Source organism: Streptomyces sp. NPDC004752, from assembly GCF_053601275.1.
Genome location: NZ_JBSGBN010000020.1, coordinates 24,156 through 50,891 on the forward strand (window position 1 = coordinate 24,156; position 26,736 = coordinate 50,891).

The following is a 26,736-nucleotide window of genomic DNA, read 5'->3' on the forward strand; positions in this document are numbered from 1 at the left end:
GGGCGGGGACGGCCGCGGTCGCCGGGGGTCGGGTGTCGGCGTCGTTCTGGCGCACGCGATGCGACCGCCGGGTGTCGGCTCGTTCTGGCGCACGGTGCGGCCGTCGGATCTTCGCCCTGCGGACGCGAGCCGCGCGCCGGGTCAGGGGCGGATGCGGTCGCCGGGCGCCGACGCCGTCGAACCGCGTACCACCAGCTCCGGCATGAACACGAACTCACTGTGCGGAGCGGGAGTTCCGCCGATCTCCTCCAGCAACGTGCGCACCGCCGCCTGCCCCATCGCCGGTACCGGCTTGCGGATCGTGGTCAACGGCGGGTCGGTGAAGGCGATCAGCGGGGAGTCGTCGAAGCCGACCACCGAGACGTCCCGCGGGACGTCAAGCCCGCGCTGCCGTGCCGCCCGTATCGCGCCGAGCGCCATCATGTCGCTGGCGCAGACGACGGCCGTGCAGTCCCGCTCGATCAGCGCGGCGGCCGCCGCCTGGCCGCCCTCCAGCGTGTAGAGCGAGTGCTGGACCAGCTCCGCCTCGATCGCCTGCGCGGTGAGCCCCAACCGGTCCTGCATCGCCCGCACGAAACCCTCGATCTTGCGCTGCACCGGCACAAACCGTTTCGGCCCCAGGGCCAGCCCGATCCGGGTGTGCCCCAGTGACACCAGATGGGTCACCGCCAGCGTCATCGCCGCCCGGTCGTCCGGCGAGATGAACGGCGCCTGCACCTTCGGCGAGAAGCCGTCGACGAGGACGAACGGCACGCCCTGCGCGCGCAGCCGCTCATAGCGCTGTGTGTCGGCGGTGGTGTCCGCGTGCAGCCCGGAGACATAGATGATCCCGGCGACCCCGCGGTCCACCAGCATCTCGGTCAGCTCGTCCTCCGTCGACCCGCCCGGGGTCTGTGTGGCGAGTACCGGCGTATAGCCCTGGCGGGTCAGCGCCTGCCCGATGACCTGCGCCAGGGCGGGGAAGATCGGGTTCTCCAGCTCCGGGGTGATCAGCCCGACCAGGCCCGCGCTGCGCTGCCGCAGCCGCACCGGCCGCTCGTAGCCGAGCACGTCCAGCGCGGCGAGCACGGACTGGCGGGTGGTGGCGGCTACGCCCGGCTTCCCGTTGAGGACCCGGCTGACGGTCGCTTCGCTCACCCCCGCCTGCGCAGCGATGTCCGCAAGCCGTGTGGTCACGCCACCGGACTGTACCCGTCGAGTCTTCCCCTGCCCACCGGACGGACGCCGGGCACGACCGGTCGAACGGCCCGTTGCGGGTTGCTGCGTCATCGCGATCCCTCGTCCCTCTGGTCGGCCTCGGACGGCCTTGGATGGCAAGAGCTTGCAGAGTCTTGCACAAGTCTCGCCGACCGCGCTGATCGGCCCTGTCACCGGGTCGCTAACAGATCGCGGACGGGTCGCGGACGGATCGAGGGCCGGTAACGACAGGGTAACCCTCGGGCCGTCTTGCGGTTTTTTTCTGCAAGGTCTTTCGCGGCGCTTGCATCGCTGTTACGTTCTCGTCGCCCGGCGGACGCAACGGCGCAGTCGGCAAGTCGCAGGGCGGCGGACGGGACCGCTCCCTGCACCACTCGGGCTTTTCACCCCCAAGGAGAACTCATGCGGCGTGGCATAGCGGCCTCCGCGCTGGTGGCGTCCCTCGCCCTCACGGCGACGGCGTGCGGCGGGAGCGGCAGCGACAACGGCGACAACGCTGACGGCCCGGTGACCATCACCTGGTGGGACACCTCCAACGCCACCAATGAGGCGCCGACGTACAAGGCCCTGGTCAAGGAGTTCGAGGCCGCCCACAAGGGCATCAAGGTCAAGTACGTCAACGTCCCCTTCGATCAGGCGCTGAACAAGTTCGACACCGCCGCCGGCGCCAAGGGCGCCCCGGATGTGCTGCGCTCCGAGGTCGGCTGGACCCCGGCCTTCGCCAAGAAGGGCTACTTCCTGCCGCTGGACGGCACCACCGCCCTCGCCGACCAGGACAAGTTCCAGCCCAGCCTGATCACCCAGGCCCAGTACGAGGGCAAGACCTACGGCGTGCCGCTGGTCACCGACACCCTCGCGCTGGTCTACAACAAGGCCCTGTTCAAGCAGGCCGGCCTCACCGAGGCCCCCAAGACCTGGGACGAGTTGAAGTCCGCCGCCGCCAGGATCAAGGACAAGACGGGCGCCGACGGCTACTGGGGCTCCACCCAGGGCTACTACGCCCAGCCCTTCCTGTACGGCGAGGGCGCCGACACCGTCGACGCCGCCGCCAAGAAGATCACCGTGAACTCGGCCGCCGCCCAGAAGGGTTACGGCACCTGGCTGAGCCTGTACTCCGGCAAGGGCCTGCACAAGGCCGACACCACCGCCGACGCCTACGCCCATATCCAGGACGCGTTCGTGAACGGCAAGGTCGCCGCGATCATCCAGGGCCCGTGGGAGATCACGAACTTCTACCAGGGCTCGGCCTTCAAGGACAAGGCCAACCTGGGCATCGCCGCCGTCCCGGCCGGCTCCACCGGCAAGGCGGGCGCCCCGACCGGCGGCCACAACCTCTCGGTCTACGCCGGCTCCGACAAGGCGCACCAGGAAGCGGCCGTGCAGTTCGTCAACTTCATGACCTCGGCGAAGTCCCAGGAGACCATCGCCCTGAAGAACTCCACGCTGCCGACCCGTGACGACGCCTACACGGACCAGGTGAAGGCCGACCCCGGCATCGCCGGTTTCCAGAGCGTGCTCGCCGCGGCCCGGCCGCGCCCGGCGCTGCCCGAGTACGGCTCCCTGTGGGGCCCGCTGGACACCGAACTGCCCAAGGTCGCGGGCGGCAAGGAGTCGCTGGCCGAGGGTCTGGGCAACGCCGAGGTCGCGATCGAGAAGCTGGTCCCCGACTTCAGCAAGTGAGGCCCCGCGTGGCCGTCGGATCCGCCCCCGGGTTCTCGACTTCGCTCGAACCGGGGACCCCGGGTGCAGGGGCGGGATCCGGCGGCCACCGGCCCGCGCCCGCCCCACCCCCGAACCGCAGACCTGCGAGAAGGTTGTCGAACCATGACAGTCGCCATCGACCGCGCGACCGGCAAGCGCCACGGTGACCGCGCGCCTCGGCCCGGGCTGGGGCAGCGCCTGAAGCACGGCGGCCGGAAGCACTGGTATGCCTACGCCATGATCGCCCCCGTGGCCGTGGTGCTCGGCGTCCTGGTGCTCTACCCCTTGGTGTACGGCCTCTACCTCACCCTCACCGACGCGAACAGCCTCAACACGGCGCGCACGATCGGCGTCAACCACATCGACGCCACCTACGAGTTCATCGGCCTGGACAACTACCAGGACGTCCTGTTCGGCCCGACGGCCTACGACCGCTTCTGGTCGCACTTCCTGTGGACGATCGTATGGACCGCGCTGTGCGTCGCCCTCCACTACTGCATCGGCCTGGGCCTCGCCCTGCTGCTCAACCAGCGGCTGCGCGGCCGCACCGGCTACCGGCTGATCCTGATCCTGCCGTGGGCCGTGCCCACCTTCGTCACCGTCTTCGGCTGGCGCTTCATGCTCGCCGACGGGGGCATCGTCAACGCCGTCCTCGACACGCTGCACCTGCCGACGCCGCTGTGGCTGGAGGACACCTTCTGGCAGCGGTTCGCCGCCATCATGGTCAACACCTGGTGCGGGGTGCCCTTCATGATGGTCTCGCTCCTCGGCGGCCTGCAGTCCATCGACACCGTCCTGTACGAGGCCGCCGAGATGGACGGCGCGAACGCCTGGCAGCGGTTCCGCCACGTCACCCTGCCGGGTCTCAGATCCGTCAGCTCCACCGTGGTCCTGCTGGGCATCATCTGGACCTTCAACCAGTTCGCCGTCATCTTCCTGCTGTTCGGCACCACCGCCCCCGACGCGCAGATCCTGGTGACCTGGGCGTACTACCTGGGCTTTGGACAGCAGCCGCGTGACTTCGCGCAGTCGGCCACCTACGGCATGCTGCTGCTGGCCATCCTGACCGTCTTCACCTCGTTCTACCGCCGCTGGCTGAACCGCAACGAGCAGCAGCTCGCGATCTGAGGCAGGAGTTCCCATGAGTACGACCACCGTCGAGACCTCCGCCACGGTGACCGAGGACCGCCCGGTGCGGGCCGGCCGCGGGCACCGCGCCCGGTCGGAGCGCGGCCTCGCGGCGTCCCTCGCCTCGCACGGCATCCTGATCGCCGGCAGCGTCGTGGCGCTCTTCCCGGTCGCCTGGCTGGTGTTCCTGTCCCTCGGCCCGGACAAGGACGACTATCTGCACCCGGGCGGCATCTGGCGGAAGATGACGTTCGACAACTACACGTTCGTCCTCCAGCACACGAACTTCTTCGCCTGGCTGAAGAGCTCCCTGATCGTCTCGCTCGGCACCACCGTGCTCGGCGTGCTGGTCGCCGCCACCACCGGATACGCGGTCTCCCGCATGCGTTTTCCGGGCTACCGCAGGTTCATGTGGGTCCTCCTGGTCACCCAGATGTTCCCGGTGGCCGTCCTCATGGTGCCGATGTACCAGATCCTGGCCGACCTCCAGCTCATCGACAGCTATGTCGGCCTGATCCTCGTGTACTGCTCGACGGCGGTGCCGTACTGCGCCTGGCTGCTGAAGGGCTACTTCGACACCATCCCGTTCGAGATCGACGAGGCGGGACGCGTCGACGGGCTGTCCCCCTTCGGCACGTTCGCGCGGCTCATCCTGCCGCTCGCGAGGCCGGGCCTCGCGGTCGCCGCCTTCTACAGCTTCATCACCGCGTTCGGCGAGGTCGCCTTCGCCACCACCTTCCTGCTGGACGACCAGAAGTACACGCTCGCCGTCGGCCTCCAGAGCTTCATCAGCGAGCACGACGCCCAGCGCAACCTCATGGCCGCCACCGCGGTGCTGATCGCGATACCCGTCTCCGTGTTCTTCTACCTCGTGCAGAAGAACCTGGTGACCGGTCTCACCGCCGGCGGCACAAAGGGCTGACGCCCACCGCGCTGTACGCCGTACCCGATTCCCCCCGACCCGAACTCCGTCACGTACCAAGGACGCCATGAGCCAGCACTCCGCCGACCCGGCCCCGAACACCGCCCTCGCCACCGTCGCGGGCCACCGCGACTGGTGGCGGGACGCGGTGATCTACCAGGTCTATCCGCGCAGCTTCGCCGACAGCGACGGCGACGGCATGGGCGACCTGGAGGGCATCCGTTCCCGACTTCCCTATCTGCGCGCCCTCGGCGTGGACGCCGTGTGGCTCAGCCCCTTCTACGCCTCGCCGCAGGCCGACGCGGGCTACGACGTCGCCGACTACCGGGCCGTGGACCCCATGTTCGGCAACCTCCTGGACGCCGACGCGCTGATCCGCGACGCCCACGCGGAGGGGCTCAGGATCATCGTCGACCTGGTGCCCAACCACTCCTCCGACCAGCACGAGTGGTTCAAACGCGCGCTGGCGGAGGGCCCGGGCTCCCCCCTGCGGGACCGCTACCACTTCCGGCCCGGCAAGGGCGCGGGCGGTGAACTCCCGCCCAACGACTGGGAGTCCATCTTCGGCGGCCCGGCCTGGACGCGGCTGCCGGACGGCGAGTGGTACCTCCATCTGTTCGCCCCCGAGCAGCCCGACTTCAACTGGGAACACCCGGCCGTCGGCGACGAGTTCCGCTCCATCCTGCGTTTCTGGCTGGACATGGGCGTGGACGGCTTCCGCATCGACGTGGCGCACGGTCTGGTGAAGGCGGCGGGCCTGCCCGACCTCGGCACGCACGACCAGGTCAAGCTGCTGGGCAACGATGTCATGCCGTTCTTCGACCAGGACGGTGTGCACGCCGTCTACCGCGAGTGGCGCAGGGTCCTCGACGAGTATTCCCCCAACCTTCGGCCGGGGGCGCCCCCAGAGAGAGTCTTTGTCGCGGAGGCATGGACCCCGACCATCGAGCGCACCGCGAACTACGTCCGCCCCGACGAACTGCACCAGGCGTTCAACTTCCAGTACCTGAGCACGGACTGGGACGCCCAGGAGCTGCGCCGGGTCATCGACCGCACCCTGGAGTGCATGCGCCCGGTCGGCGCCCCCGCCACCTGGGTGCTGTCCAACCACGATGTCACCCGGCACGCCACCCGGTTCGCCAACCCGCCCGGCCTCGGCACCCAGATCCGCACCGCGGGCGACCGCGAGCTGGGCCTGCGCCGGGCCCGCGCCGCCACCCTGCTGATGCTGGCGCTGCCCGGCTCGGCCTACCTCTACCAGGGCGAGGAGCTGGGCCTGCCCGACGTCGTCGACCTGCCGGACGAGGTCCGCCAGGACCCGGCGTACTTCCGCGGCGCCGGACAGGACGGCTTCCGCGACGGCTGCCGGGTCCCGATCCCGTGGACCCGCGAGGGCTCCTCGTACGGCTTCGGGCCGGGCGGCAGCTGGCTGCCGCAGCCGTCGGCCTGGGGCGAGCTGAGCGTGCAGGCGCAGGAAGGCGTGCCCGGCTCGACGCTGGAGCTGTACCGCTCGGCGCTGGCCGTGCGGCGTGCGCAGCCGGATCTCGGCGCGGGCGACGCGGTGGAGTGGCTGCGCGCCCCCGAGGGCGTACTGGCCTTTCGGCGCGGGGAGTTCGTGTGCGTCGCGAACACGACGGGGGAGCCGGTGACGATCCCGGCCTACGGCCGGGTGCTGCTCGGCAGCGGCGAGGTGACCGAGGCGGACGGCGAGGCGAAGGTACCGGCCGACACCACGGTGTGGTGGACAGCCGCCTGACGGTCCGTCACAGATCCGGCGCCAATCCGCCATCGGTCCGCCATCGGTCTGCCATCGATCGGGCGTCAAAGTTCTCGTAGCAACTTCGTCCGGCCCGCTGCCCTTTTGGGCGGCGGGCCTCTAGCATCTGCGCCACCGCAAGTTTTCAGGAATCTTTCAGCAAGAGTCTTCAACGGTGAAGGGACCCCCCATGGCACGCAGATCCTTCTCCGGGGCGCTCGCCCTCGCGGCCGCCGTCCTTGTCATGACCCCGACTGTCGCAGCGGCGTCGCCGCCCGGCACCAAGGACGTCACCGCCGTCCTCTTCGAGTGGAAGTACGCCTCGGTGGCCCGCGAGTGCACCAACACCCTGGGGCCCGCCGGCTACGGCTACGTCCAGGTCTCTCCGCCCGCCGAGCACATACAGGGCGGCCAGTGGTGGACGTCGTACCAGCCGGTCAGCTACCGGATCGCCGGCCGTCTGGGCGACCGCACGGCCTTCCAGGACATGGTGAACGCCTGCCACGCGGCCGGTGTCAAGGTCGTCGTCGACACGGTGATCAATCACATGTCGGCCGGTTCGGGCACCGGCACCGGCGGCTCGTCGTACACGAAGTACGACTACCCCGGCCTGTACTCGGTCCATGACTTCGACGACTGCACCACACAGATCTCCGACTACCGGGACCGCTGGAACGTCCAGCACTGTGAGCTGGTCGGCCTCGCCGATCTCGACACCGGCGAGGAGTACGTCCGTACGACCATCGCGGGCTATGTGAACGACCTGCTGAGCCTCGGTGTGGACGGCTTCCGCATCGACGCCGCCAAGCACATCCCGGCCGCGGACCTGGCCGCCATCAAGTCCCGGCTGACCAACCCCTCCGCCTACTGGAAGCAGGAGGTCATCTACGGCGCGGGCGAGGCCGTCCAGCCCACCGAGTACACGGGCACCGGCGACGTCCAGGAGTTCCGTTACGCCTACGACCTCAAGCGCGTCTTCACCAACGAGAAGCTGGCCTACCTGAAGAACTACGGCGAGGGCTGGGGCTATCTGAACAGCTCCGTCGTCGGCGTCTTCGTCGACAACCACGACACGGAACGGGGCGGCAGCACCCTCACCTACAAGGACGGCGCCAGTTACACCCTGGCCAACGTCTTCATGCTCGCCCTCCCCTACGGCGCCCCCGACATCAACTCCGGCTACGAGTGGTCCGACGCGGACGCGGGACCGCCCAACGGGGGCACGGTCGACGCCTGCTGGCAGGACGGCTGGAAGTGCCAGCACGCCTGGCCGGAGATCAGGTCGATGGTCGCCTTCCGCAATGCCACGTCGGGCCTGCCGATGACCGACTGGTGGGACAACGGCAACAACGCGATCGGCTTCGGCCGGGGCGCCAAGGGCTACGTCGCCATCAACCACGAGTCCTCGTCCCTGACGCACACCTACCAGACCGCGCTGCCCGCGGGCACGTACTGCGACGTCCAGAGCGATACGACGGTGACCGTGAACTCCTCGGGCCAGTTCACCGCCACCCTGGGCGCCAACACGGCCCTGGCGGTCCACGCGGGCAAATCCTCCTGCTGAACCACCGGACGAAACCGACCTGTTGAAATATCTTGCAGTGAATTGCGCGGCTCTTGCTGTAAGGCGAAGACCTCCTCCTGCGCCGTGGCCTCGGGCTCTTTCACCGTCCCGGCCCGTACCGTGGCGGTGTTCACCCCGGCGGCGGACTAGGGTGAGGTGAGGCCGTTGCCATGGAACAGGAGCGCAGATGCCGCAGATCACCGTCGACTACTCCCGCGCCCTGGAGCCCGCGTTCGACCGCGCGGGCTTCGCACGGGCGCTGCACGAGGCGACCGTCGAGATCGCGGCGGCCAAGCCGGAGGCGTGCAAGACGCAGTTCCGCCCCAGCACGGTCACGGCGTTCGGCTACGACGACCCGGTCGAGCAGGGGCACGCCGTCGTGCACATCACCATCGGGCTCCTCGCCGGCCGCAGCGACGAGACGAAGGCGCGACTGACCCAGGCCGTGCTGGACCGGCTCCGGACGCACATCGCGGACGAGGGGGCCACTCTGCACGCCTCCGCCGAGGTCCGCGACCTCGACCCGTCCTACCGCAAGTTCGATCGCTAGGGCCGCTGCGCCCAAGACGCCCTAAGAGGTCTAAGAGGCCAGGGACAGGAGCCGGCCGATGAGTTCCGCGAACGGGCCGTCGGCCGGCTCGTCCTTGACCATGTCGCGCAACAGCGCGGCCATCTCCTCGTCGTAGGCGGCACTCACCGCGGCCAGCGCGGCGAAGTCGTGCACCAGCTGGGCCTCCAACTCGGCGCGCGGGATGCGCCGTCCGTCCAGCCAGATCAAGGCCGTCGACTCGGCGAGCGAGATCCACGAGCGGACCACCAACTCCAGCCGCGGGGGCGCGTCCAACACCCCCAGATGCGAAAGGATCTGGTCATACGCGGCCTGCCGTACGGAGTCGACGAGCGCGTTCGTCGCGGACGAACCGACCGCCGGACCACCGCGCATCAGCGCCGAGAAACCGCGGCCGTGCTCGTCCACGAAGTCGAAGTACCGGCCCATCACCCGCAGCAGCCGCCGACCGAGCGGACCCTCGTGCGGCTCCGTGAACCGGCCCGCCAGATCCTCCGCGGCCCGCTTCAACGCGGCCTCGTACAGGCTGAGTTTGCCGGGGAAGTAGTGGTAGACGAGCGGGCGCGAGATGCCCGCCGCCGACGCTATCTCGTCGATGGAGACCTCATCGGGGGAGCGACGGCTGAACAGTTCGAGGGCGACGCCGATCAACTGCTGCCGCCGCTCCTCGACTCCCATTCTGCGGCGAACCCCGGTACTCATACGAACACCTTACCGATCGAATCCGGCCCACCATGGCCCGCGCCCGTCCCGGTGTCCGCCGACATCCGTCACATGTCCAGCACAAGCCGGTCGCCACGGGCCCGGGACACACAGATCAGCATCGAGTCGGCCCGCTCCGCGTCGGTCAGCAGTTCGTCCCGGTGCTCCACCTCGCCCTCCAGCACCCGCTGTTGACAGGTCCCGCAGAAACCCTGCGCACAGGAGTACGCGGTGTCCGGCAGCTCGGCCCGTACCGCGGCCAGCACGGAGGAGTCCGCGGGAACCGTCACCGTCCGTCCGCTGCGCCGGAGTTCGACCTCGAAGGCAACGGAGCCGACCGACGACGTACGCGGGGCGAACCGCTCCAGGTGCAGCTCGGCCCCCGCGGGCAGCCGCTGCGCCACCGCCGCCATCAGCCCTTCCGGACCGCAGCAGTACACGGCCGTGCCCTCGGCCACCTGCGCGAACAGGCCGTCCAGGTCAGGCATTCCGTCCTCGTCCTCGGCGACCACGGTGACCCGCCCCCGGGCCCCCGCCCCGACCGACTCCCCGACCTCCTGGAGAAACGGCATGGACGCCCGTGTCCGCCCGCAGTACAGCACATGCCGGTCGGCGTCCTTCGGCAGCGCCCGCAGCATCGGCAGGATCGGCGTGATGCCGATGCCCCCGGCGACGAACACATACGCGGGCGCCGTGACCAGCGGGAACCGGTTGCGCGGCCCGCGCACCTCCAGCTCCGTGCCCGGCGTCAGCCGCTCGTGCACCTCGCGTGAACCGCCCCGCCCGCCCGTGACGAGCCGGGTGGCGATGGTGTACGAGGAGCTGTCCGCCGGGTCCCCGCACAGCGAGTACTGGCGCACCAGCCCGGACGGCAGCACCACATCGAGGTGCGCGCCCGGCTCCCACGGCGGCAACCGCCGCCCCTCCAGGCGCAGTTGTACGACCCCGTCGGCCACGCTCTGGTGCGCGGCGACCCGCAGCCGCAGCACCCGCGACCGCCCGGACACCGGCGGATCGAGCGCGGGCAACGGCCACAGCGGCGACTCCCGCACCCGCCGCCGCACACCCCACCGAACCAACACCCCAACCCCCACCACCACAACCCCCCGAAGAGACACCCCCGCCCCCCGCATCAGGCCGTCCCCTTCCCGGCGCAGAGAAGTACAGCACCAGCCCCCCAAAGGGGCGCGGGGAACTGCGCGACCGGCCACGACGCTCCCGCAGTCGTCCACTGCCCCATCACGCCCCCCCGTTCTCGGCGCCCGGTGCGGGGATGCCGGCACCCGATAGGGGCGCGGGGAACTGCGCAAACCAGCCACAACGCACCCGCACCCGCAGTCATCCGCCGCCGCATCAGGCCGTTCCCTGTCCGGCGCAGAGGAGTACAGCACCAGCCTTCCAAAGGGGCGCGGGGAACTGCGCGACCGGCCGCGACGCTCCCGCAGTCGTCCACTGCCCCATCACGCCACCCCGTTCTCGGCGCCCGGGGCGGGGATGCCGGCACCCGATAGGGGCGCGGGGAACTGCGCGTCCAGCCACAACGCACCCGCACCCGCAGTCATCCGCCGCCGCATGCCACCCGCTCCCCGCCGCGCGCATCCGCGGCCAGCGCCGCAGGCGACCCGGCCAGATAGGCGATGGCCTGTGCGGTGGAGCCCAGCTGCGAGGGGTGGTACGTCCGGCTCAGATAGCGCGGCACGGACCTGAGCAGGGCGCCCGTGCGAGGCAGCGTGCCCCGGCGGCCCGCCAGGTAGAAGTCCTTGAGGCTCGCCCTGCCGTCCACGAGCGTCGGGTCGTTCGCCATGAAGAAGCGGGCCCCGCGCCGCCACAGGAACACCAGCGCGGTGAGGGCCGTAGCCCAGCTGCGCACCCGGCGCCGGTAGCCGCCGTCGACGTGCAGGAACAGATCGAAGGCGACGGACCGGTGCTCGACCTCCTCCGCCCCGTGCCAGCGCAGCAGATCGAGCATGGTCGCGTCGGCGTCGCGCCGGTCCAGTTCGGCGGCGTTCAGCACCCAGTCGCCGAGGAAGGCGGTGTAGTGCTCGATCGCCGCGATGAGCGCCACCCGCTCCAGCAGCCACCACCTGCGCGCCCTGCCCGGCGGCAGGGTGCGGTCGCCGAGCAGCCTCTCGAAGAGCCAGTCGACCTGCGCGGTGTACGGGGTGGGGTCGAGGCCCAGGTCCCGCAGGTGCGGCAGCACCTCGTCATGGGCCCGGGAGTGCATCGCCTCCTGCCCGATGAACCCGATGACGTCCTCGCGCAGCCGGTCGTCCCGGATCAGCGGCAGTGCCTGCTTGTACACGTGCACGAACCACCGCTCGCCGGCGGGCAGCAGCAGGTGCAGCACATTGATGGTGTGCGAGGCGAACGGGTCGCCTGGCACCCAGTGCAGCGGCGTGTCCGCCCAGGAGAAGGACACGTTGCGGGCCTTGAGCGATATTCGCTCGGACGCCACCGGCCGCCGGGCCTGCTGGTGAGACATCCCGTCAATGTACTGACGGGTAGATCGAAGCGGAAGCCTTGCGCACGCACGGTGGACGCGAAGATCGACTAGCGCAGCGCGGCGAGCGGCGTTCCGTCGTTCAGGGTGCCCGTCAGTGTGGCCTGCGCCCCCTGCTTGGTCCGGGCGGCGAGCATACGGCCCTGCGCGGACGCCGTGACCCCGCCGGTCGTACGGATCGACGCGGTGTCCCCGCTGCCCGCGGCCAGCAGGTACCAGGACCCGGCCTCGGACTTCCAGAGCACCCCGGCCAGCACATGCGGATCGCGCGGACCGCACGCGGTCACATCGGTGGCCTTGGCGGCGACCGCCCCGTACTGGCCGCCCGGCGTGTGGAACTGGGCCAGCACCGCCGTGCCCTCGCCCCGCCAGGTCTCCGCCCGCGTGCACACCCAGTCCGCCGTCCCGGCCGCCTCGGGCAGCGCCTGGTCGGCGTACGCCCAGGCGTTCACGCTCCGCACACCCCCCGAGCGCTCCGCGGCCAGCGAGCAGGCGAACGGCGCCCAGGTGGCCAGCGTCTCCGCACCGGACGACTTGGCCGCACCGTCGAAGCCGGGCCGGCCGGTGGTGAGGCGGGCCGGGACCAACTCGCCGAGATCGGTGGACAGTTGGGTGCCGGACGCGTCGGTCAGTTGCAGCACGTTCCACGACGTGCAGGCGTCGGACTGCTGCACCGGGCTGGCCAGCGGCGCCGTGACCCCGTCGGTCAGGTCGAGGTCCATCGCGCCCCCGGTCGGCTTCGTCAGGTCCCGCTCGGCGGCCTTCGTCACCCAAGGGGCGGTCAGATAGCGTACGTTGCCGTCGGAGCGGCCCAGCACGAGCGCGCTCGCCTCGGGGCCGGCCGCCCCGTCCACGCGCGCGAGGTCGAGCGCGGCGCCCTCCGTGCCGCCCTTCGGCTCGGCGTAACGGGCGATGCGCAGGCCGTCGTAGAGGATCACCACGCGGGCGTTGTCCACCTCGCCCGCGTACAGGAGTTGGGGCGGTCCGGCCGGGCCGCCGGTCTGAGTGTCCGGGGTGGCCGAGACGCGGACCGACTCACCGGGGCGGGCCCAGACGGTGAGGGCGCGGCGCAGCAGCCCGGTGTCCCTGGCGAGGGTGCCGCGGGCCGGCCACACGGAGAAGTCGGTGCGCGCCGACGACTTCCACGCCGTCGGGGCGGCCCGGACCACCCGGCCCGGGTTCAGGGCGGCCTCGGCCGCCGGGTTCTGCGCGTACGCTGGCGCCGCCGCGCCGTCCGGACCCCAGCCGCCGCCCGGCAGTGCGATGAGGGCGCCGCACACCGCGATGGCGGCCGCGGCGGCGATCGCCGCCTTGGTGTGCTGCCTGCGCCGCATCAGATCGGTGGGCCGGGCCTGCAGCGAGCAGGGGTCGAACTCGGGGGAGTCGAGCAGCGCGTACTGCGCGGGGACGCCGTTCGCCTCCGCGAGCGCCGCCTCCGGGTCCGCCACCGCGGCGGCCGTCAGCACACGGCGTGCGTCGGCGTCCGGCAGCTTCTCCAGACCGCGCAGCACATAGGCGGCGCGGGCCGGTCCGCTGAGGGCGGCGAGGCGCTGGTCCAGGGCGAGTTCGTCGGCGCCGCCGGACCGCGGGAACAGCCGCAGGCCCCGGACCTGGGGGAGCAGCGGCGGCAGCTGGGACCGCTTGGGCCACGCCCGGCGCCGGAGCGGGAGCCCCGCTTCCAGGGCCGTACGCACCACCCGCAGACGCACGAAGGCGTACCCGGGGTCGCCGTCGCCCCCCGTCGACTGCGACGGGATCACCGAAGCCGACGTCCGGCCCCGGGGCAGTGCCCGCTGGACGAGGGCGTGCGCGGTCAGGACGCGCCGGCTGCGGCCGATCCCGGGCGGCAGCACCAGATAGGCGAGCCGGACCAGCCGCGGATAGTGCTCGACGAGCGCGGCCTCGGCCTGCTCGACATCGACGACCGGGTCGGCGGCTCCGGTCGAGGCGGGTGCGTGACGCTGGGCTACATCCTGTGGCTGCACGTCCGGGAGAACGATCGGAACGACGGTTGGTCACCATCGGCAACCCGCCCGCCGCCGGTTCGGCTGCGGCGCCGTCGTGGCTGGTCGCGCAGTTCCCCGCGCCCCTTCGGGGGCGCTGCCGCGCCCGGCATCGCCCCACTCGCCCCGGTCAGTTTTTCGGCTCGATCAGGGCACGCGCGTATGCGGCCATCGACCGCTGGTAGCGGGGTAGGTGGCGGGCCAGGGCGCCGAGCGTCAGCGCGAGGCCCTCGCGGTCGCGGTCGAGGCTGGACAGGCACAGCGCGAGGCAGGCGCGCACGGCATCGTCCAACTCGTCCGAGGGCGCGTCCAGTTCGGGCGTCAGCAGCTCGACGCCCTGGTCCGCGCGGCCGATGTTCCGCAGCGAGCTGGCCAGCTGGATCCGGGCTCGGCGGCCCTTGTAGCGGCTGGCCCCGTCGAGCCCACGGGCCAGTGCCTCCCGGTACAGCGGCACCGCCTGGTCCGAGTGGCCGGTCGAGTCCCAGGCGCAGGCCCGCTCGAACGGGCCCAGCGGACTGCCCTCGGGCAGTTCGACCACGAGGGCGTCGATCACGGCCCGGAAGGCGGCGGCGTTCTCTTCCGCGTAGTCGTCGAAGGCCGCCCAGGTGGCGGTCACGCGGTCTTCCCAGTCCTGGTTCACCCGCTCACCCTCGCACAGTCGTGCCCGCCTGGGGCAAGGGATTTGAGCGGGAGGCGGGCGCCGCCCGTATCGAAGGGCGGGGTCCCCGGCCGGGGGCTTCCTGCGGCATGCTGTCGCCCACCGGGACCGGAGGAACACATGAGGTTGACGCGACCGATGCTCGCTGTGACGGGCGTCGCGGCCGTACTGGCACTGGCGGGCTGCGGATCCGGCGGCGACGCGCGGGCGGTGCCGTCCACGGCCACGGGCAGCCTGGAGAGCCTGGCCGCCGAGGTGAAGTGCGCGCCCGACATCCAGACGGACGCCGACGAGATCCGCCAGGCCCTCTGCAAGAACCGGGACGGGAAGTTCGTCCTCGCCACCTTCGCCACCGACCGCGGCCAGCGCGAGTGGATCAACGACGCGAAAGACTACGGCGGTTACTACCTGGTGGGCCGCAAATGGGTGGCCGTCGGCGACGACGGGGTGGTCAAGGCGCTGCGCGGCACGCTCGGCGGTGATCTGGAGATCGGTACCGACCACCACGCGCACACCGGCTGACGCGGCGGCCCCGGCACGACGAAGGCCGGTGGCGGGTTCCTCCCACCACCGGCCTTCCACCGCGACCAGCCTCAGCGGCCTTGGATCGCGACCGCCTCAGCGGATCACTGGCACCGCTGCCCGCGGTTGACGCAGTCTGCGATCTTGTTGGCCAGGCCGCCGGTCGTGACGCTGATGAAGTCGTCGTGGTCGGTGGCCGATTTGTGCAGCTGCTCCGGGAAGCCGTCCACCGCGTACGCGTTCTTCACCACGCCGTTCTGGATGCTCGGCTGCGGAACGTCGTAGACCAGGCGCATCGTCAGCTGCGGGATCGCCTTGAACCCGTTCTGGCAGTTGCCGCCCGCGTCGGCGAAGGCCACATGTGTGCGGTGGTTCGCGCTGTCGATGTTCTGGCCGTCCCAGCAGCTCTGGAAGGCGAAGGTGCGGACCATCTGGCTGCCCTGCGGGCAGATCGGGTACTGCTCGGTCAGTTGCACCTTGTTCTCGAAGCCGGTGCAGCTCCAGTGCGCGTTGGCGTTGGCCAGACCGTTGGTGGTGGTCTTGGCGTCACCGGTGATGATGCGCAGGAACTGGGGCATCGCGACGACCTTGGAGGTCGGGCTGCCGACGTACTTGATCTCGGCCTGCTTGGGGACCAGGATGCGGCCGACGTTGCCCTCCTTGCCGCCGCCGTCGGCGTTCTGGTCGAAGTCCTGCGTGCCGTCCTGGACGCGGACCACCGGCCAGTAGTACGACGACAGGTCGTTCTTGTTCTGGCAGCTGGTGCCGCCCTGTAGGAACGTGTCGTTGCTGGAGAACGCGTTGACCTTCTGGTTGCCGACGTAGTCGTGCAGGTGGTGCGCGCCGTTGGCCACGCCGGGCGCCACGATCACATTGTCGGTGTTGTGGTTCTTGTTGGCGTTCACGCCGCAGTTGGTGGTGAACGTGCCGGACGACCCGTTGCCGTTCTTGCGCGGCTTCGCCTTGACGTTCGGCTGCACCTTGGTGATGTCGACGAAGTCGGCGGCGACCGGGCCATTGCCCGCCTGCCCGCCGGTGCCGCCCTGCTGGCCACCACCCTGCTGTTGACCACCGCCCTGCTGGCCGCCGCCTTGCTGCTGGCCGCCGCCGTTCTGGCCGCCGCCCTGCTGTTGACCACCGCCTTGCTGCTGGCCGCCGCCCTGCTGGCCGCCGCCTTGCTGCTGGCCGCCGCCCTGCTGGCCGCCGCCCTGCTGCTGGCCGCCGCCGTTCTGGCCGCCGCCGGCGTTGGTCTGGTTGGCGCTCTGGGTGGTGCAGGCGGAGAGCTGGGCCAGCGAGTTGTCGAAGGAACCGCCGACCCGCTGGATGCCGATCCTGATCCGGTCGATCGTCGCGACCCGCTTCTCCTTCAGGGGGCCGACGATCGCGTTCTGGACGAAGCCCGTGTCGTTCTCCTGGGCCTGGCGGGTCGAGGCGAGCCGGGCGTATGCCTCGGTGATCTGCTTGTCGAGGTTCGCCAGCTCCGTCGCCACCCCGGGGCGCGCCGCGTTGGGCACGTTCGTCAGTTTCTGGCCGACGTCCGGGCAGGAGATCGTCGCCACCTGCGCGGCGGCGGCCTTCGTCTGGTTCTGCGCCGAGTTGTTCGACTCGTGCGCCGAGGCATAGAAGTTCGCCCAGATCAGCCCGCCCCCACCGAGCGCTAGGGCCGCCGATGCGGCTATGGCCTTGGTGGCCAGCGGCGTACGGCGTTTTCGTGTGTTGCGTCCCATGGAACTCCTCTGACTTCCTTGCGGGGCAGCATCGAGGCGCCCGACAGGAGTGAAGCGGCGCCTACTCATACGGACCCGGCCCCAGGGGCGTTCAGCCGTCCCGTGAATTCATCAGAGGTTTGACGGCTCAGAGGGCCTCAATCGCCCCTTGAGCAGCGGGAGTTGCGAAATCGTCAGAGGACGACGGAGGGGAGGGCAACAGAGCGGAACGGCGCGGAACGGACCGGGAGGGAGTAGGACGGAGCAGGACGGAGCAGGACGGAGGTGTCAGCGGTCCCGGTCGAGGTAGGCGAGTACCGCCAGGACGCGTCGATTGTCATCGTCCGACACCTCAAGTCCCAGTTTGGCGAAGATATTGGAGGTGTGCTTGGCGATCGCCCGTTCCGTGACGACGAGTTGCCCGGCGATCGCCGCGTTCGACCGGCCCTGCGCCATCAGTTCCAGGACCTCCAGCTCCCTGGGGGTCAGCCCGCCGAGCGGCCGGCCGGCGGCGGCCCGCCGGGACAGCAACTGCTGGATCACCTGCGGGTCCATCGCCGTTCCGCCCGCCGCCACCCGCCGCACGGCGTCCACGAACTGCTCCGCGTCGAACACCCGGTCCTTCAGCAGATACCCGACCCCGCCGTCACCGTCGGCGAGCAGTTCGCGCGCGTACAACTGCTCCACGTGCTGCGAGAGGACCAGCACCGGCAGCCCGGGCCGGTCCCGGCGGGCCGCGAGCGCGCACTGCAGCCCCTCGTCGGTGTGCGTGGGCGGCAGGCGTACGTCGACCACCGCGACGTCCGGTCGCAGCTCGGCCAGCGCACGGGTCAGCTCGGGGCCCGACTCGACGGCCGCGGCGATCTCGAAGTCGTAGGCATCCAGCAGCCGGACCAGCCCGTCGCGCAGCAGGAACAGGTCTTCGGCTAGGACAACGCGCACGGAATCTCCATGGTCACCATGGTGGGACCGCCGGCAGGGCTGCTGACGGCCAGGATGCCGTCGAATGTACCCAGTCGCCGCTCGATCCCGGGCAGCCCGGAGCCGGCTCCGAGCACGGCGCCGCCCCTGCCGTTGTCGGTGACCGCGATCCGCAGCAGGCCGCCGTCCTCGGGCACATGATGCAGATCGACCCAGATCCGGTCGCCGCCGGAGTGCTTGACCGCGTTGGTCAGCACCTCGCTGATCGCGAAGTAGGCGGCCGACTCCAGCGGCGCGTCCGCCCGCCCGTCCAGCTCCACGGTCACCTCGGTGGCCACCGGCAGCCGCAGCGCCAACGCCCGTACGGCGTCGCCGAGTCCGCGCTCGGCCAGTACCGGCGGATGGATGCCGCGCACCAGGTCGCGCAGTTCGCCGAGCGCCTCCGCGGAGTTGCGGCGCGCCTGCGCGAGCAACTCCCGTGCCTTCGCCGGGTTCTTGTCCAGCAGCGCCTCGACGGTCCCCAGGTCCATGCCCATCGCGACGAGCCGGGCCTGCGCGCCGTCATGCAGGTCCCGTTCGATGCGGCGCAGCTCGGCCGCGGAGCTGTCCACCGCGTCCCGCCGGGTCTCGGTCAGCACCCGGACCCGCTCGGCGAGTTCGCCCTGACCGGCGGAGAGCACCGAACGGGTCAGCAGGAAGTGGAAGCGCAGCAGCGGCGGGGCGAGGACGTATCCGGCGGCGAGCAGCGCCGCGCCGAGCAGCCCGGCGAGCAGCGCGCTGCCCTGCCCCGAGATCGGCACGAAGCCGTACCACCAGCCGACCCGGTCGCCGTCCGTGAAGACCCGCCACAGCCCGGCCGCCAGCGCGAAGCCCTCCACCGGATACGTCAGCAGCGCGGCGGGCAGCAGCGCGGTGACGAACCCGGCCGTCATGTCCACCATGAGCCAGCCGAGGTCCCGCCAGGTCGCCGGGTCGCCGAGCATGCCGAAGGTCCGCCCCCACGGGTTGGCCCCCTCGGGCAGCGGCCGGTACACGGGCGGGATCCGCACCCCGCACCACTGGGCGGCCACCAGCCGCCGCCAGTGGGCGAAGGCGCGCACGCCGGTCAGCACCCAGGGCGTCGTGACGATGCCGATGCCCAGCGGGATGAGCACGATCGACACGACGGACAGCACGAAGAGGGTGATCGAGCCGGTGAGCGCGACGACCGAGAGGGCGAGGCCCCGCGCCCCGGCGGTCACGACGGCGCGGGTCCGGCCGCCGACGTTCCTGGAATCCCTGCTCCTCGTGTCCATGCCGTAAGTCTCGCCGAACCGGGGCCGGCGGTCACGGGGCGAAACCCCCGGTCAGGAGGTGGTGTCAGCTACACCCCTTGCACCCCCCGCTGCACCTGCCCGCTGCATCCCGCGGCGGCGAGCACCTTGGCCTCCACCTGTGGGTCGAGGCCAAGGGGTGTCCGGTCCGGGCGCTGCGGTGCCGTGCCGCCGATCTCCCGCAGCCACGCCCAGGTGTCGGCGACGGTCTCGCCGACCGGACGGCACACCAGCCCCGTCGCCAGCGCCCGTGCGACGTCCGCGCGGTGCATCGCCTCGTACAGGTCGCCGCCCGGCGGCAGCCACACCGGCAGCTCGACCCACGGCTCGATCCCGGCGTCCAGGACGATCCGCGGATCGGTCCAGCACAGCCGCGCGTCCGCGCCGGTGGCCTCGACGCACGCCGTCAGGAACGCGCCCATGGTGGTGTGCCCGGGCGGGCTCACCAGGTTGTACGGGCCGCCGAGCCCCCGCTCCACCGCCCCGAGCAGCCAGTCGGCCAGGTCGCGCACGTCGATGTACTGCAGGGGCAGGTCCCGCGGGCCGGGCGCCAGGACCGGGCCGCCCCGGGCGATCCGGGTCAGCCACCAGGGCAGCCGGCCGACGTTCTCGTACGGGCCGAGGATCAGCCCGGCCCGCACCAGCAGGGAGTCGTCCGCGCCGAACGCCTCGACGGCGGCCAGTTCGCCGCCCCGCTTGTCCCGCGCGTACTCGGTCTGCCCGGCGTCGGCCGCGGCGCCCTCGACCAGCGGCGCGTTCTCGCCGGTCCCGCCCGCCGGGGGATAGGCGTACACCGAGCGGCTGGACACGTACGCGTACCGGCCGGCGCGGTCCCGCAGCAGCCGCGCCGCCTCCCGTACGGCGCGGGGCGCAGCCGACCAGGTGTCGACGACGGCGTCCCAGGAGCCGCCGCCGGCGAGCGCGGCGAGCCCGTCGGCGGCGGTGCGGTCCCCGTGCAACGACCGTACGCCCGGCGGGGGCGCATGCCGTCCCCGGTGGAAGACGGTCACCTCCCAGCCACGCCGGAGCGCCGACTCCACGACGGCCCGCCCCACGAACTCCGTTCCGCCCAGCACCAGAAGTCTCATGCGATGACTCTGCCCGGCGCGGTCGCGGAGCGTAACCGAATCTGCCGAGGGCAGACGGGGCGGACGGGCGGACGGGGGCGGGGCAGACGGGTCAGACGGGGGAGACCGGTGCGGGCGGTGCGGTCAACGCCCGGTCGGTGGCGTGTACTTGTAGCCGACGCGGCGCACCGTCTGGATCGTCCGGCGGTGCTCGGCGCCCAGCTTGCGGCGCAGCCGGGCGATATGGACGTCGACGGTGCGTCCGTCGCCCACGTGGCCGTAGCCCCAGACCGTGGTGACCAACTGGTCACGGGTGTGTACCCGGTGGGGGTGCGCCACGAGGTGGGCCAGCAGCTCGAACTCCAGGTAGGTGAGATCGAGGTCCCGGCCGGCCACCTGAGCGGTGCGCCGCACGGTGTCGACGCGGACCAGCGGATCGCCGACAGCGTCGAGGGCGTTGGGGGTGCTGGGGGTGTTGGGAGTGTCGGGGACGTCGGCGGCTTCGGCCGGTCCGGTCTCCGGCCGGTCCGGCACCGCGACCGGCAGGAACGGCGGCCGCCGGTCGGCCGGGACCAGCACCAGATAGCCGACCATCGGCGGCTGTCCCGGCAGGCTGGGCACGGTGTGCGGCGGCGCCGGCAGCCAGGTGGCGCCCGGCGGCAGCAGATCCGCGACGTTGTGCAGGCTCTCGACCGGGTCGGGGCGGGGGAGGGTCCATTCCTCGTCCCGGGCGACGGCGCGCAGCCGATGCCGGGCGCCGGACGCCGGGGAGGGGGTGGGGGCGGGAAGGGCGGCGGTGGTGAGAGGACGAGTGGTCGCCATGAGAGGTCAGCTCTTTCGCGCGAGAAGTTCGTCGGGCAGGTCGACGGGCGCGATTCGTGGTCGGGCGCGCCGGGGACGTTCGTCGTTCCGCGCTGGCCGAAGGCCGGGGTGTACGGCTTTAGAGGGCCCGCGCGTTCCACGCGCGGCAACACACCCGGTCGAAGTCATGGTGCTGACGGGAAGGCCAGAAGGGCTCAAGGTCAGGGCGACCCGTCGCGGTGTACTTCTGGATGCTGGCCATGCGCCCATTGAAGCAGACACCGGCCCGCAACAGGAGTGTCCTCTCACTGCTCGGACGCTTCCTTGGCGCAAAGTTGACGTCGCCTGCCTCCCCCTGCCAGGGGTTCGCCCCAGGTCAGGGGCTTGATCTCGGCTGTCCTGTGCCGTTCGCCGTTCCACATGGCGGACAGTCCGGCGGCTCCCCGGCCCCCTCGCGACGCTTCGGCGGCGACGCGAGGGGGCGAGGGGGGCGCGAGAAGGCGCCCATCGATCCGCTGAGGGCTGTCGCTTACGGGCTTGGGCTGTCGCTCACCCCACCTTCTCGATCAGGGCGCGACGGATCAGGAACTTGCCCGGTTCCCGGACCTGTTCGAAGGCCGCGTCGTTCAGCAGGACGCAGCTGCCGGACACGGAAGTCACCTGCACGGTCGTGGACTTGTCGTTGTCCAGGTTGGTGACCTTCAGCGTGGTGCCCGCCGGGAACTGGTTGCTGGACGCCGCCGGGGCGCCGTCCTCGCCGGAGAGCGTGACGGTGGAGCCGTTGCACACCTGTTGCCCGGCAGCCGTGCCCGTGTCTCCCGTGCCCGTGTCTCCCGTGCCTGCGTCTCCTGCGCCCGCATTTCCCGTGTTTGTGTCTCCCGGGGAGGCGGTCGGCGCGGGCTGCGCGCCCTGCCCGCCGTCCTGCCGCCCGTCCTGGTCCGGTGCCGGTGCCGAATGGGAGCCCTGAGCCGACTCCCCGACGGCGCAACCGGACGCCTTCTGCTGGACCTCGATCTGCTCGATGACCGCCTCACGATTGGCGATCCGCGCCGCCGACTGGGCGTCCGGAGCGGCCCGTTGGCCCTCGATGAACCGCTCGTTGTTGCCGAGCGCGGTGGCCAGCCCCTGGCAGACCGTCGAGTCCGCGGCGGACAGGGTTCGCGGGCTCTGCGCGGCGTTCGACGTGGCCGCCATGGCGAAGGCCCCGCCGCCGGCCACCGCGGCGGCCCCCACGAGCAGCGCGATCTTCTTCCTGGTGCCGAGCGTTCTCCTGCGCGACATGCGCGCCTCCTGAAGAAGTAGGGGAGTGTACGCCGCTCTGTACGAGATGCCGAACGACGTTACTCAGCGGTTATCGGAGTCATGGAAGTGACCTGTACCACATGGGGCGGGGTTGTGACCGGGGCCTCCGTATCCCCGTTGTTCGAATACTCCGCCGTCTCTCGCACCCCTCACCGAACCCCGGTGACCTGCCGTCGATTCCGTTGCCTACCTGGCCATTTGAGGGGGCGTCCGAACCCTTCGATTGTCAGTGCCGGGCAGTAGACTGGAGTCAGTGTTCGAGAACGCGACAGGAGGATGCCCGTGCCCGCTGCCGCACTGAAGCCGAAGCCGTTGCCCACCCAGTCCACCGCGAAGCGCCCCGTCCAACTCGACCTGCCCTACGCCCCCGTGACGAAGCGTTCGCTGCCGCCCGGACGCCCGCGCGAGTGGTACATCACACACAACCGCCGCCTCAAGGCGATGCGGCTCGCCATAGCCCTGCTCGACTCGGGCGTCTACGTCCCCAACCAGGCCCGCAACGAGACGATCCGCAGCACGGCCGAGCGGATCGGCGTCCACCCGCCGTCGGACACGACGTGCCACATGGTGCGGGCGTTCATGCGCTACAACCGCTGAGGCCGGTGCCGGTTCCCGGGCACCCCGGTTCCCGGGGTGCCCGCCGCCGTCCCGTCAGGCCGACACCTTCCGCTCCGACGGTGTGCGGAAGCGCGGCGTCAGCGGGTCCCGCCCAGCCGACTCCGCAGCCGCGCCGCCTCCCGCGCGATCGCCGCCTCCGCCGCGCGCGCCACCCCGTGTCCGTGCCCCGTGTCCGTGCCCCCGCGTCCGCCCTGTCGGCCAGGGTCCGCCGGACGGGCTTCCGTCGGGGCGCTGGGCCCAGCCGGGCGCGGGGGGCCGACGGCGTGATGGAACGGCCGGATGGTGGGCCACTGCCGTCGAAGAGCGACGCCACCGCGCCGACGACCGGCTGTCCGATGAGGACGGGCCCGTCACCCGTTCGCCGGGCTGGGCATGCGCAGGTCCGCCCTCCCGTATTTCACTTCGATCAGATGAGGAGGCGATCGGAACCAGGGAGGCGTGCCGCATGACCACAACCGCCGTCCGCGTCAGCCACGGCAAGGCTGCCCGCAAGCGGGTCCGCCGCTCCGGCCACGCCCGCTGGTTGCCGCCCGTCGACCGGCCCGATCCGGTCGCCGTGCTGGAGCGACAGGGCCGGGACCGGCTGCCGGAGCTGCTGCCGATCCGGTACGGGCGGATGGCCGCCTCGCCGTTCGCCTTCCTGCGCGGCGCCGCCGCCGTCATGGCCGCCGATCTGGCCGCGCAACCGCACACCGGGCTCACCGTGCAGCTGTGCGGCGACGCCCATCTGCTCAACTTCGGCGTGTACACCTCCCCGGATCGCTCCCTGCTGTTCGACCTCAACGACTTCGACGAAACCTTCCGCGGCCCCTTCGAATGGGACGTCAAACGGCTCGCCGCCTCCGTCGCCGTGGCCGCCCGCGAGAACGGGCACCCCGAGCCCCGGGTGCACCGGGCCGTACGGGAGACCGTGGGCGGCTACCGCACCGCGATACGGCGGCTGGCCCGGCTCAGCGAACTGGCCGTCTGGTACGAGCGCGTCGACGCCGACAGCCTGCTGCCCCTCGTCCGCTCAGATCGCCACCCCCGGCACCTGGAGTCCAGCCTCACCCGCACCCGCCGCCGCACCAGCCTCCAGGCCCTCGGCAAGCTCACGGAGGTGGTGGACGGGCGGCGGCGCATCATCCACGACCCGCCGCTGCTCGAACCCGCCGGGGCCGGCGACGCGGCCTCCCTGCGCAAGATCTTCAGTGACTACCGCTCCACCCTGCCCGAGGAGCGCCGCCTCCTCCTCGACCGGTACCGCTTCGCCGACACCGCGCGCAAGGTCGCGGGCGTCGGCAGCGTCGGCACCCGCTGCTTCCTCGTGCTGCTCACCGGGCGGGGCGCGGGCGACCCGCTGTTCCTGCAGATCAAGGAGGCCCGCAAGGCCATCCTGGAGGAGCATCTGCCGAGCGGGCCGTACCTGCACCCGGGGCACCGGGTCGTGGCGGGACAGCGGCTGCTCCAGGCCGACGGCGACATCTTCCTGGGCTGGATGACGGGACCGCAGGGCCGGGCCTTCTACTGGCGCCAGTTGCGCGACATGAAGGGCGTCGCCGATGTGGCGGGCATGAACCCGAAGCGCCTCCTGGCATACGGGCGGCTGTGCGGCACCGCCCTGGCCCGCGCCCACGCCCGCTCCGGCGACCGCGTCGCCATCGCCTCCTACCTGGGCACGGCCGACACGTTCGACCGCGCGGTCGCCGACTTCGCGCTGTGCTACGCCGACCAGACCGGCACCGACCACGCGGCGCTCGGCGCCGCCGTCGCGGCGGGCATGGTGCGGGCGGCACCGGGGGCCTGACGAACGGACACCCACCGGCCATGTGGGCGGCCCGCCGGGAACCGGGATGCGCGTCGGGAATCGGGATGCGCGTCGGGTGACCGGCTCCCCGCGCCGGACGCGCGTTGCCGGGCCGCCCATCCCGGGGCTCCGCGCAACCGGCACCGCCTGTGGCCGCGCGGCCCTGCGGTCAAGTGTGAGGCGCCCTGCAACCGGCTGCCCGTCCGCCCCACGCTGGTGGCTCGCCGTCGTCGCCTTGGCGCTCCTGTCCGCGCGGCACGGGCGGAGTACGACCTCCGCGACCATGCCGCTACCTCCGCGAGCGCCGCTGAAGGCCCGGCGCCAAGGGGTGGGGGCGGTCACAGGCCGGGGGCGCCCCACACCGGGAACCAGCGGCTCAGGTCCTGCTCTATCCGCAGATCGTTCGCGAGGGCCGCCTTCACCTGTAGCTCCAGCGCGTTGTCGCGCCGCTGGGCGGTGCCGGGCAACGGGGCGAAGGGGTAGAAGGTGCCCCGCTTGTAGAGGTAGACGAGCGCCAGCCGCCGGGCGCCGCCCACCGCGTCCTTGTTCTCGAACCCGGCCAGGGAGCACAGCAGCTGTGGGCCGAAGCCGTTGACCTCCATCGAGCTGTTCACCGCGTGCAGGTCGTTCACCAGCTCCGGCAACTGGTCCGGGGGGCGTTGCGACACCAGCCAGGAGTAGCCGTAGTCGTCCTGCCGCAGTTCCACCGGCGAGGCGCCGCCGGGTTCCGCGCCCCGCTCGCCCAGGGCCGGTCCCCCGCGCTCGGCGTCCGCGTCCAGCAGGGCCCGGACCTCGCGCCAGGTCTGCTCGAAGGCCGCGCCCTCGACCGACGCGAAGCACACCGCGCCACCCCCGGTCGGGGTGAACCCGGCCGCGGCCTCCAGCGTCACGGCCGCCGAGGGCAGCGCGAACAGCTGGTCGAGATCGGGTGCGACGGGCTTGGTACGGCCGAGCAGGATGTCCAGGAACCCCATGCTCAGCCCGCTTTCCCCGGCATCGCCGCCTCACCCAGCTCGGCGGAGATCCGGGCCAGCTGCTCCAGCCGCTGTTCCAGGCTGGGGTGGGTGGAGAAGAGCCGGGACAGGCCGGGCTCGGCACCCAGCGCCGGGGTGAAGTAGAAGGCGTTGAACGCCTGTGCCGTACGCAGGTCCTTCGTCGGGATCCGGGCGATGTCACCCGAGACCTTGGTCAGCGCGGAAGCCAGTGCCGAGGGCCGCCCCGTCAGCTGGGCGGCGGCCCGGTCGGCGGCCAGCTCGCGATACCGGGACAGCGCCCGGATCAGCAGGAAGCTGATCGCGTACACGGCCGCGGAGACGCCCATGACGGCGGCGAAGACCGCGAGGGTGTTCTGGTCCCTGCGGCCCCGGAAGAGCTGCGAGTAGAAGGCGAACCGCACCATCAGACCGGCGAGGACACCGAGGAACGACGCGACCGTGATCACGGCGACGTCCTTGTGCGCCACATGCGACAGCTCGTGCGCGAGCACGCCCTCCAGCTCCGCGGGCGCCAGCCGGCGCAGCAGGCCGGTGGTCACACAGATCACCGCGTGGTCGGGGTTGCGGCCGGTCGCGAACGCGTTCGGCATGTCGATGTCCGACACGGCGACCACGGGCTTCGGCATGTCCGCCTGTGCGCACAGGCGGTCGATCACCCCGTGCAGGTCCGGATATTCCTCACGCTCGACGACCCGGCCGTGCATGGCGTACAGCGCGACGCGGTCGGAGAACCAGTACTGCGCCAGGAGCAGCCCCGCCGCGAGCACCACGACCAGTACCCAGGACTTCAACAACGTGATCAACACGGCCACGAAGGCCACGTACAGCAGCCCGAGCAGGAACAGCGTGACCATCATGCGCACGGTCAGCCGTCGGTCGCTCTGGAAGCGGCTCTGCATCTGCATCACCCACCCGCAGTCAGGCACTCGTCCCGCTGTCCAGTGTGCACCTGGCACGGCCCTTGGCGAGTCGGCGCCGACCCTGGGACGGGCAAAGATTCCCTCCC

The 26,736-nt window shown here is 71.5% G+C and carries 23 protein-coding genes; 9 read left to right on the forward strand and 14 right to left on the reverse strand.

Going from position 1 to position 26,736, the window contains the following annotated elements; all coding sequences use genetic code 11:
- Nucleotides 1-141: 141 nt before the first annotated feature.
- Nucleotides 142-1,176 (reverse strand): LacI family DNA-binding transcriptional regulator, encoded by a 1,035-nt coding sequence (locus ACWEKM_RS11180; RefSeq protein ID WP_451620894.1) that lies wholly within the window; start codon nucleotides 1,174-1,176, stop codon nucleotides 142-144.
- A 423-nt stretch (nucleotides 1,177-1,599) separates the two neighbouring features.
- Between ACWEKM_RS11180 and ACWEKM_RS11185 the strand changes: the two genes are divergently transcribed.
- The 6 genes from ACWEKM_RS11185 (at nucleotide 1,600) to ACWEKM_RS11210 (ending at nucleotide 8,818) form a co-directional block, all read left to right on the forward strand.
- Nucleotides 1,600-2,877 carry an extracellular solute-binding protein gene (locus tag ACWEKM_RS11185; RefSeq protein WP_451620895.1) on the forward strand — a complete coding sequence of 426 codons (1,278 nt, stop codon included), beginning with the start codon at nucleotides 1,600-1,602 and terminating at the stop codon, nucleotides 2,875-2,877.
- Nucleotides 2,878-3,021: 144 nt separating this feature from the next.
- The gene (locus ACWEKM_RS11190) at nucleotides 3,022-4,026 is read left to right on the forward strand and encodes a carbohydrate ABC transporter permease (RefSeq protein WP_451620896.1); all 1,005 of its coding nucleotides are present in this window, start codon (nucleotides 3,022-3,024) and stop codon (nucleotides 4,024-4,026) included.
- Between the two features lie 13 nt (nucleotides 4,027-4,039).
- Nucleotides 4,040-4,948, forward strand: a complete 909-nt coding sequence (locus ACWEKM_RS11195) for a sugar ABC transporter permease (protein WP_451620897.1) — start codon at nucleotides 4,040-4,042, stop codon at nucleotides 4,946-4,948.
- A gap of 67 nt (nucleotides 4,949-5,015) precedes the next feature.
- Complete coding sequence (locus ACWEKM_RS11200; protein WP_451620898.1) at nucleotides 5,016-6,704, forward strand: glycoside hydrolase family 13 protein; 1,689 nt, start codon at nucleotides 5,016-5,018, stop codon at nucleotides 6,702-6,704.
- Nucleotides 6,705-6,894: 190 nt separating this feature from the next.
- Nucleotides 6,895-8,268 (forward strand): alpha-amylase, encoded by a 1,374-nt coding sequence (locus ACWEKM_RS11205; protein ID WP_451620899.1) that lies wholly within the window; start codon nucleotides 6,895-6,897, stop codon nucleotides 8,266-8,268.
- Between the two features lie 187 nt (nucleotides 8,269-8,455).
- On the forward strand, nucleotides 8,456-8,818 hold the full coding sequence (locus ACWEKM_RS11210; protein WP_451620900.1) for a 5-carboxymethyl-2-hydroxymuconate Delta-isomerase: 363 nt from the start codon (nucleotides 8,456-8,458) through the stop codon (nucleotides 8,816-8,818).
- A 30-nt stretch (nucleotides 8,819-8,848) separates the two neighbouring features.
- Here ACWEKM_RS11210 and ACWEKM_RS11215 read toward each other — a convergent pair whose 3' ends face one another.
- From ACWEKM_RS11215 to ACWEKM_RS11235, 5 genes are all read right to left on the reverse strand, one after another.
- Entirely contained in the window at nucleotides 8,849-9,538 is a 690-nt protein-coding gene (locus ACWEKM_RS11215) for a TetR/AcrR family transcriptional regulator (RefSeq protein WP_451620901.1), read from the reverse strand.
- 68 nt (nucleotides 9,539-9,606) lie between these two features.
- On the reverse strand, nucleotides 9,607-10,671 hold the full coding sequence (locus ACWEKM_RS11220; RefSeq protein ID WP_451620902.1) for a PDR/VanB family oxidoreductase: 1,065 nt from the start codon (nucleotides 10,669-10,671) through the stop codon (nucleotides 9,607-9,609).
- Between the two features lie 425 nt (nucleotides 10,672-11,096).
- The gene (locus ACWEKM_RS11225) at nucleotides 11,097-12,020 is read right to left on the reverse strand and encodes a metal-dependent hydrolase (protein ID WP_451620903.1); all 924 of its coding nucleotides are present in this window, start codon (nucleotides 12,018-12,020) and stop codon (nucleotides 11,097-11,099) included.
- Nucleotides 12,021-12,088: 68 nt separating this feature from the next.
- Nucleotides 12,089-14,023 (reverse strand): hypothetical protein, encoded by a 1,935-nt coding sequence (locus tag ACWEKM_RS11230; RefSeq protein ID WP_451620904.1) that lies wholly within the window; start codon nucleotides 14,021-14,023, stop codon nucleotides 12,089-12,091.
- Between the two features lie 148 nt (nucleotides 14,024-14,171).
- Nucleotides 14,172-14,699, reverse strand: a complete 528-nt coding sequence (locus ACWEKM_RS11235) for a tetratricopeptide repeat protein (RefSeq protein ID WP_451620949.1) — start codon at nucleotides 14,697-14,699, stop codon at nucleotides 14,172-14,174.
- A gap of 120 nt (nucleotides 14,700-14,819) precedes the next feature.
- Here ACWEKM_RS11235 and ACWEKM_RS11240 point away from each other — a divergent pair, with 120 nt between their 5' ends.
- Nucleotides 14,820-15,221 (forward strand): hypothetical protein, encoded by a 402-nt coding sequence (locus ACWEKM_RS11240; protein WP_451620905.1) that lies wholly within the window; start codon nucleotides 14,820-14,822, stop codon nucleotides 15,219-15,221.
- A 104-nt stretch (nucleotides 15,222-15,325) separates the two neighbouring features.
- Here ACWEKM_RS11240 and ACWEKM_RS11245 read toward each other — a convergent pair whose 3' ends face one another.
- From ACWEKM_RS11245 to ACWEKM_RS11270, 6 genes are all read right to left on the reverse strand, one after another.
- Nucleotides 15,326-16,948: a DUF1996 domain-containing protein gene (locus tag ACWEKM_RS11245; protein ID WP_451620906.1), complete on the reverse strand. Its 1,623-nt coding sequence runs from the start codon at nucleotides 16,946-16,948 to the stop codon at nucleotides 15,326-15,328.
- Nucleotides 16,949-17,215: 267 nt separating this feature from the next.
- The gene (locus ACWEKM_RS11250) at nucleotides 17,216-17,869 is read right to left on the reverse strand and encodes a response regulator transcription factor (protein ID WP_451620907.1); all 654 of its coding nucleotides are present in this window, start codon (nucleotides 17,867-17,869) and stop codon (nucleotides 17,216-17,218) included.
- Nucleotides 17,854-19,143: a sensor histidine kinase gene (locus ACWEKM_RS11255; RefSeq protein WP_451620908.1), complete on the reverse strand. Its 1,290-nt coding sequence runs from the start codon at nucleotides 19,141-19,143 to the stop codon at nucleotides 17,854-17,856. Before ACWEKM_RS11255 ends, ACWEKM_RS11250 begins: the two co-directional genes overlap by 16 nt.
- Before the next feature lie 68 nt (nucleotides 19,144-19,211).
- Nucleotides 19,212-20,249 carry an NAD-dependent epimerase/dehydratase family protein gene (locus tag ACWEKM_RS11260; RefSeq protein ID WP_451620909.1) on the reverse strand — a complete coding sequence of 346 codons (1,038 nt, stop codon included), beginning with the start codon at nucleotides 20,247-20,249 and terminating at the stop codon, nucleotides 19,212-19,214.
- A 123-nt stretch (nucleotides 20,250-20,372) separates the two neighbouring features.
- Nucleotides 20,373-21,050 (reverse strand): winged helix-turn-helix domain-containing protein, encoded by a 678-nt coding sequence (locus tag ACWEKM_RS11265; protein WP_451620910.1) that lies wholly within the window; start codon nucleotides 21,048-21,050, stop codon nucleotides 20,373-20,375.
- A gap of 528 nt (nucleotides 21,051-21,578) precedes the next feature.
- Nucleotides 21,579-22,310 (reverse strand): hypothetical protein, encoded by a 732-nt coding sequence (locus tag ACWEKM_RS11270; RefSeq protein WP_451620911.1) that lies wholly within the window; start codon nucleotides 22,308-22,310, stop codon nucleotides 21,579-21,581.
- Between the two features lie 303 nt (nucleotides 22,311-22,613).
- Between ACWEKM_RS11270 and ACWEKM_RS11275 the strand changes: the two genes are divergently transcribed.
- On the forward strand, nucleotides 22,614-22,928 hold the full coding sequence (locus ACWEKM_RS11275; protein ID WP_451620912.1) for a hypothetical protein: 315 nt from the start codon (nucleotides 22,614-22,616) through the stop codon (nucleotides 22,926-22,928).
- A 466-nt stretch (nucleotides 22,929-23,394) separates the two neighbouring features.
- Nucleotides 23,395-24,735, forward strand: coding sequence for a DUF2252 domain-containing protein (locus ACWEKM_RS11280; protein ID WP_451620913.1), 1,341 nt, complete (start codon nucleotides 23,395-23,397; stop codon nucleotides 24,733-24,735).
- A 338-nt stretch (nucleotides 24,736-25,073) separates the two neighbouring features.
- Here the strand turns inward: ACWEKM_RS11280 and pspAB are convergent, their stop codons facing one another.
- Both pspAB and htpX read right to left on the reverse strand, forming a co-directional pair.
- The gene (pspAB, locus tag ACWEKM_RS11285; RefSeq protein WP_451620914.1) at nucleotides 25,074-25,709 is read right to left on the reverse strand and encodes a PspA-associated protein PspAB; all 636 of its coding nucleotides are present in this window, start codon (nucleotides 25,707-25,709) and stop codon (nucleotides 25,074-25,076) included.
- A gap of 2 nt (nucleotides 25,710-25,711) precedes the next feature.
- Nucleotides 25,712-26,629, reverse strand: a complete 918-nt coding sequence (gene htpX / locus ACWEKM_RS11290) for a zinc metalloprotease HtpX (protein WP_451620950.1) — start codon at nucleotides 26,627-26,629, stop codon at nucleotides 25,712-25,714.
- Nucleotides 26,630-26,736: the final 107 nt, after the last annotated feature.

Bases quoted from the DNA above. Each gene is read 5' to 3' on its own strand.
- ACWEKM_RS11240 (WP_451620905.1), top strand. From the start codon at position 14,820: ATGAGGTTGACGCGACCGATGCTCGCTGTGACGGGCGTCGCGGCCGTA.
- ACWEKM_RS11215 (WP_451620901.1), bottom strand. From the start codon at position 9,538: ATGAGTACCGGGGTTCGCCGCAGAATGGGAGTCGAGGAGCGGCGGCAG.
- ACWEKM_RS11195 (WP_451620897.1), top strand. From the start codon at position 4,040: ATGAGTACGACCACCGTCGAGACCTCCGCCACGGTGACCGAGGACCGC.
- ACWEKM_RS11185 (WP_451620895.1), top strand. From the start codon at position 1,600: ATGCGGCGTGGCATAGCGGCCTCCGCGCTGGTGGCGTCCCTCGCCCTC.
- ACWEKM_RS11210 (WP_451620900.1), top strand. From the start codon at position 8,456: ATGCCGCAGATCACCGTCGACTACTCCCGCGCCCTGGAGCCCGCGTTC.
- ACWEKM_RS11255 (WP_451620908.1), bottom strand. From the start codon at position 19,143: ATGGACACGAGGAGCAGGGATTCCAGGAACGTCGGCGGCCGGACCCGC.
- htpX (WP_451620950.1), bottom strand. From the start codon at position 26,629: ATGCAGAGCCGCTTCCAGAGCGACCGACGGCTGACCGTGCGCATGATG.
- ACWEKM_RS11190 (WP_451620896.1), top strand. From the start codon at position 3,022: ATGACAGTCGCCATCGACCGCGCGACCGGCAAGCGCCACGGTGACCGC.
- ACWEKM_RS11280 (WP_451620913.1), top strand. From the start codon at position 23,395: ATGACCACAACCGCCGTCCGCGTCAGCCACGGCAAGGCTGCCCGCAAG.
- ACWEKM_RS11265 (WP_451620910.1), bottom strand. From the start codon at position 21,050: ATGGCGACCACTCGTCCTCTCACCACCGCCGCCCTTCCCGCCCCCACC.
- ACWEKM_RS11205 (WP_451620899.1), top strand. From the start codon at position 6,895: ATGGCACGCAGATCCTTCTCCGGGGCGCTCGCCCTCGCGGCCGCCGTC.
- pspAB (WP_451620914.1), bottom strand. From the start codon at position 25,709: ATGGGGTTCCTGGACATCCTGCTCGGCCGTACCAAGCCCGTCGCACCC.
- ACWEKM_RS11245 (WP_451620906.1), bottom strand. From the start codon at position 16,948: ATGGGACGCAACACACGAAAACGCCGTACGCCGCTGGCCACCAAGGCC.
- ACWEKM_RS11270 (WP_451620911.1), bottom strand. From the start codon at position 22,310: ATGTCGCGCAGGAGAACGCTCGGCACCAGGAAGAAGATCGCGCTGCTC.
- ACWEKM_RS11225 (WP_451620903.1), bottom strand. From the start codon at position 12,020: ATGTCTCACCAGCAGGCCCGGCGGCCGGTGGCGTCCGAGCGAATATCG.
- ACWEKM_RS11220 (WP_451620902.1), bottom strand. From the start codon at position 10,671: ATGCGGGGGGCGGGGGTGTCTCTTCGGGGGGTTGTGGTGGTGGGGGTT.
- ACWEKM_RS11260 (WP_451620909.1), bottom strand. From the start codon at position 20,249: ATGAGACTTCTGGTGCTGGGCGGAACGGAGTTCGTGGGGCGGGCCGTC.
- ACWEKM_RS11200 (WP_451620898.1), top strand. From the start codon at position 5,016: ATGAGCCAGCACTCCGCCGACCCGGCCCCGAACACCGCCCTCGCCACC.